Source organism: Pseudescherichia vulneris, from assembly GCF_902164725.1.
GTDB classification, from domain to species: domain Bacteria; phylum Pseudomonadota; class Gammaproteobacteria; order Enterobacterales; family Enterobacteriaceae; genus Pseudescherichia; species Pseudescherichia vulneris.
The window spans coordinates 440,169-445,266 of record NZ_LR607338.1 but is presented as its reverse complement, the minus strand read 5'-3'; the positions used below and the strand labels follow the sequence as shown (position 1 = coordinate 445,266).

The 5,098-nt window shown below is 58.3% G+C and carries 4 protein-coding genes and 1 pseudogene; 1 reads left to right on the top strand and 4 read right to left on the bottom strand.

The window, feature by feature from the left end; genetic code table 11:
- Window positions 1-333 precede the first annotated feature (333 nt).
- Genes hemY through hemC form a run of 4 tightly spaced genes read right to left on the bottom strand, consistent with a single transcriptional unit; the run spans window position 334 to window position 4,420 of the window.
- Window positions 334-1,530, bottom strand: coding sequence for a protoheme IX biogenesis protein HemY (hemY, locus tag FN633_RS01715; RefSeq protein WP_154056527.1), 1,197 nt, complete (start codon window positions 1,528-1,530; stop codon window positions 334-336).
- Between the two features lie 2 nt (window positions 1,531-1,532).
- Window positions 1,533-2,720: a uroporphyrinogen-III C-methyltransferase gene (hemX, locus tag FN633_RS01710; RefSeq protein ID WP_154056526.1), complete on the bottom strand. Its 1,188-nt coding sequence runs from the start codon at window positions 2,718-2,720 to the stop codon at window positions 1,533-1,535.
- Window positions 2,721-2,741: 21 nt separating this feature from the next.
- Window positions 2,742-3,482: a uroporphyrinogen-III synthase gene (gene hemD / locus FN633_RS01705; protein WP_154056525.1), complete on the bottom strand. Its 741-nt coding sequence runs from the start codon at window positions 3,480-3,482 to the stop codon at window positions 2,742-2,744.
- The gene (gene hemC / locus FN633_RS01700) at window positions 3,479-4,420 is read right to left on the bottom strand and encodes a hydroxymethylbilane synthase (protein WP_154056524.1); all 942 of its coding nucleotides are present in this window, start codon (window positions 4,418-4,420) and stop codon (window positions 3,479-3,481) included. Before hemC ends, hemD begins: the two co-directional genes overlap by 4 nt.
- A gap of 344 nt (window positions 4,421-4,764) precedes the next feature.
- Between hemC and cyaA the strand changes: the two are divergent.
- Window positions 4,765-5,098: pseudogene (gene cyaA, locus FN633_RS01695) on the top strand (class I adenylate cyclase); the annotation flags it as partial.

The following is a 5,098-nucleotide window of genomic DNA, read 5'->3' as shown; positions in this document are numbered from 1 at the left end:
CACACTTCACCCTACTTTTCACCGCGATTTCGTGACGCCTTCCATAATTCCTAAATGAATACAGGCTGCTAGTTTTAGGAGTGAAAAAGTGGCACGGCTTGTGCAATAATACACCTGTAGATGCTCATTCCATCTCTTATGCTCGCCGCAAGGCCTCATAAACTCAGGAATGACGCAGAGCCGTTTAATGGTGCTTATCGTCCACAGACAGATGTCGCTCCGGCCTCATCAAACACCATGGACACAACGTTGAGTGAAGCACCAAATTTGTTGTCACGCAGACCTGTTTAATGCCCGCTCTGGTTTCAGAGCGGGCGTTTTTTTATGGCGGGTTTACTGCGGGGGATTGTTCTGCAGAGTGTGCATCAGGCCGTCGCGGCGCATGGCGGCCGCTTCTTCCGGCTGCTGCAGACGATCAAGGGTATCGGCTAGCCAGGCATAATCAAACGGATCCGGGCGCTGCTTCAGCGCGGCGCGGAACGCCAGGCTCGCCTCTTTCCACTCACCGTGCTTCATCAGCGACTGACCAAGCGTACTCCACAGCAGCGGGCGGTCGCCCTGGGTTTTGATCTGCTGGCGCAGCGCCTTCTCTACCTGCTCTGGGTTGTTGGTCTTCAGACGCGGGATCAGCAGGACCAGACGATCGTCATACTGACGCTTCAACCCGTCGAGCAGGATCTCCTGCGCGGTATCATGATCGTCACACTCAATCAGATGTTCGGCCATGGCCGCCTGGAGCGCAGCATGATGACGGGTCTTGCGGCTCTGGTGCTTCCACCAGGTCTTCAGGCCGTCGCTGCCTCCTTCGGCGCGAGCCTGATCCATCATGCCGATCCACGCCTGCTGGGCCAGCGCCTCGCGGTGTGCTTCGTCACCCACGCCCGCTTTCGCCATGGAAGGGAGACAGTCCAGCAGCGAGTTCCAGGCCCCGGTACGAATATAGGCCTGCTCGGCCAGACGCAGCACTTCCGGATGGCGAGGCGTAATCTCTAGCAGGTTATCAACCCCGTGGCGCGCCGCGTGGTTTTCGTTACGCGCCAGCTGTAGACGCACACGCGTGATCTCAACCGGAATAGGATCGTGCCCAGCCAGCTCGGTAGCGCGCTGCAGATGTTGATTCGCCCTGGCCTCATCGCCGCGCTGCTGGGCTGCCTCGGCGGCCAGCAGATAGTTGACCATCGGCTGTTCGGCGTGATCGGCATTCTTCGCCATCAGCTTTTCAACCTGCTGATAATCACCTTCAGCCAGCTTCAACAGCGCCTGCTCGGTCTGCTTGCGGGCGCGGCGGCGTTTGCGGCCTGTGAACCAGCCGCGGGTGCGCGCACCGGTATGGAAAATACGGCGCAGGAGCCACTCAACGGCAAACAGCACCACCAGGGCAAGGATCAGGATAATCACCAGTCCCGTCACGCTGGTTTCGATATTGTAGGTATCAGTCTGGATCAGCACGTAGCCCTGATGTCCAGCGACCATGGGTCCGACAACGATCCCGGCGAGCAGCAGTGCAAAGAGGAGCAATACTTTTAGCATAATTATTCCCCCTGCTGCGGCGCAGCGGCAGGCGCTGCTTCAGTCGCCGCCGGAGCTGACGGGGCTTCATTTGACGCTGTCGCTGGCTGTGCCAGCAGATTACGCACGCGCGTCTGCATCAGCTTCTCCAGAATCGGCTGGCTTTGCAGCGAATCCGGCAGCTCCATGGTGATATTCTGCTGGCTAAGTTTATCGACCTCTTCAAGGAACGCTTTGGTGCTCGCATCATCGGTGTCGTAGTAAGCGCGTACCCAGCTGGAGACGTTATCCAACGCCTGCTTGTAGGTCTCTTCCTGATGACGCGGCACGGCCTGAGCGGCAACCAGCAGACGAGAGCGGATGTTCTCCCGCAGGTAGATATCCTGGTTCGGGGCGAGCAGGGGGACCGCGGTCTCATCACGGCGACGAATGGTAATGAAGCTGTCCATAAAGTTGTGCCAGCTCTTTTGCAGGTTTACCCGCCACTCGCTCAACGAACTGGAGAGCTCGCTGCTGTCGTTATCCATCGGCGCATCGTCATCGTTGTTATCCGCCAGACGCAGATTGTCGATCTGGTTGGAGAGCTGGTTAACCTTGAGGATGATGCCGTCGTAATCGACCTGTGCCACGCCAGAGAGGCTAGCCACGTCATCGGTGATGGCGCGGCGGGCGGCGATCAGGCTGGGATCGTTCATATCCGCCAGGCTCGCGTCGGCGCTTTTCAGCAGTGCGGCAGCGGTAGTGACATCGCCATCGCTCCACAGCTTACGCCCGGCCAGCTTCACGAGAAAATCGGCCTGCGCCAGCAGCCAGGTTTTGGCGTCGGTTCCGGAGATGCTCGCGACCTTCTGCGATAGCTCATCAAGCTGCTTGTTCTGCTCGGCCTGCTGGCGCTCTGCGGCGGCCAGGGCCTCGCTCTGCTGCTTGATAATGCCTTCAAACTGCGTTTTTTGCGTCTCCTGCGCCTTTTGCAGGGCGGTAATTTGGCTCACCAGCGCGTCGCTGTTAGCGGACTGCGTTGAGGTCTGCTGTTTCACCCAGCCATAAAGGCCTACGCCCGCCGCCAGCGCAATGGCGATGGCAATCGCGCTCAGCGCGAGACTGGTCTTAATGGCGCGATCTTTTTTCTCAGTTTTTTCTGGCTGTGGCGTGGTCTCCACGGCCTCCCTGGTCTCTTCAACCCCGGCAGAGGTGTTTTCTTGTTCCGTCATTATGGCTTCCCATTATGAGAGTTATTGTAATGCGCGCAGCAGCGCATCGTTGTCAGCGTTATCAGCGACCTGAATATCCTGCCAGCCCAGATCCCGGGCGAGGTGCGCCAGACGTTCACTTACCACCAAAAGACGGCAGCGAAGTAACCAGTTTTCGCGATACCAGGCTGGAATCAATGAGAAAAGCTGCTGGAGCATCTCGCCGCTGGTCACCACGAGGGTGGTGACGCCGCGAGCCTGCCAGCGCATTGCCTCTTCCGCGCCGTCATAATACTTCGCACTACGTTGATAACATTCACAAAATGTAACATCAGCGCCGCGGGCTGCCAGCGTGTCGCCTAACAGCTCGCGTCCGCCGTTGCCACGTAACAGCATTGCACGCTTACCTGCAATATTTTGTAATTCAGGTAATTGTAGCAACACTTCGCTAATTTCCCGATCCAACGGATAGCGTACATTGATGCCGCTTACGGTATGAAGTGCCAGGGCGGTCGTACGTCCAATGGCAAAATAGCGGGGCGCAAGCGGCCAATGGAGGCCGTGATGCTGGAGATGCGCGTGAGCAAACGCCACCGCATGCTGCGACAGCACAAAGATAAGGTCGTTAGCAGAAAATGCGGTAAGGCGGTCGGGCAGCGTAGCCAGCTCCCGGCCTGGGGTAAATTCGATCAGCGGAAAGCTCCAGGCCACCTTGCCCAGTGCGCGCAGACGGCTCACTAATTCCTCCCCAGCGGGAGAGGGGCGGGTGACCAGGATACTCATGCAGGCGCTTCTCCGTTATAGACCTCGGCCAGGATCTCGCGCGCGCCGTTAGCCAGCAGCTCTTCAGCGAGGGAGACGCCCAGCTGCTCCGCCTCTTCCGGCTTACCACGGCGTTCGCCCCGGACCATCACCGAGCCATCCGGTGCACCCACCAGCGCCCGCAGCCAGATTTCACCGGCGACCAGTTCAGCATAGCTGCCGATAGGTACCTGGCAGCCGCCCTCCAGCCGCATGTTCATCGCCCGCTCGGCTTTGACGCGCAGGGCAGTATCATCATGGTTAAGCGGTGCCAGCAGCGCACGGGTGCGCTCATCATCCAGACGGCACTCAATGCCTACCGCACCCTGGCCCACGGCGGGCAGAGAGAGTTCCGGCGGCAGCGCCACGCGAATGCGCGATTCGAGGTCGAGACGTTTGAGTCCAGCCACGGCAAGAATGATGGCGTCGTAGTCGCCGTTATCGAGCTTGCCCAGCCGGGTGCCGACGTTGCCGCGCAGCGAACGGATCGCCAGATCCGGGCGGCGTTCCGCCAGCTGACACTGGCGGCGTAAACTTGACGTGCCAACCACGCTACCCTCCGGCAGGTCGTCCAGGCTCGCATAGCGGTTAGAGACGAAGGCATCGCGGGGATCTTCCCGCTCGCAGATGGTAACCAGGCCCAGCCCCTGCGGGAACTCAACCGGTACGTCTTTCATGGAGTGGACGGCCAGATCGGCGCGGTTCTCAATCAGGGCCAGCTCCAGCTCTTTAACGAACAGCCCTTTGCCGCCGACTTTGGCGAGCGGGGTATCGAGGATCACATCGCCACGCGTGACCATCGGCACCAGCTCAACGTTGAGCCCCGGATGGCAGGCCATCAGGCGCTGCTGAACATAGTGTGCCTGCCAGAGCGCAAGGGGGCTTTGGCGTGTGGCGATTCTTAAAATAGTGTCTGGCATGCTTGTTACCGTCATTGTCGTCCATCGACCATCCTAACACTGTTGTCTTAGGGTGTCAGTTTTCACGGGTGATTGCGCAAGAGGGCGAAGAGGCCGTATTCTGAGATTTACACGTAACGAACGATGCTACACTTGTATGTAGCGCATCTTTCTTTACGGTCAATCGGCAAGGTGTTAAATTGATCACGTTTTAGACCATTTTTTCGTCTGTCCTCACATAATCATAAGGACGAAAAAGGGTGACGGGTATCTTTGTAATACTAAAAATCTGAACCGGACCGCGATTGCCGACGTTGCTGTCAGCATGGCGCTACGGAAAGGTTTAAAACATCAGGCGATACGTCTTGTACCTCTATATTGAGACTCTGAAACAGAGACTGGATGCCATAAACCAACTGCGCGTCGATCGCGCGCTGGCCGCTATGGGGCCTGCTTTCCAGCAGGTATACAGTCTGCTGCCTACATTATTGCATTATCATCATCCGCTGATGCCGGGTTACCTTGAAGGTAGCGTTCCCCGCGGCATCTGCCTCTACACGCCCGATGAAAACCAGCTTCACTACCTTAACGAGCTGGAGCTTAGCCGTGGCCTGCCGGTGCAGGAGTCGCCCAAGGGTGAGCTGCCGATCACTGGCCTCTATACCATGGGCAGTACCTCATCGGTCGGACAGAGCAGCT

What these genes read in the sequence shown, in the direction of transcription:
- hemY (WP_154056527.1), bottom strand. Translation starts at nt 1,530, where the DNA reads ATGCTAAAAGTATTGCTCCTCTTTGCACTGCTGCTCGCCGGGATCGTT.
- hemC (WP_154056524.1), bottom strand. Translation starts at nt 4,420, where the DNA reads ATGCCAGACACTATTTTAAGAATCGCCACACGCCAAAGCCCCCTTGCG.
- hemX (WP_154056526.1), bottom strand. Translation starts at nt 2,720, where the DNA reads ATGACGGAACAAGAAAACACCTCTGCCGGGGTTGAAGAGACCAGGGAG.
- hemD (WP_154056525.1), bottom strand. Translation starts at nt 3,482, where the DNA reads ATGAGTATCCTGGTCACCCGCCCCTCTCCCGCTGGGGAGGAATTAGTG.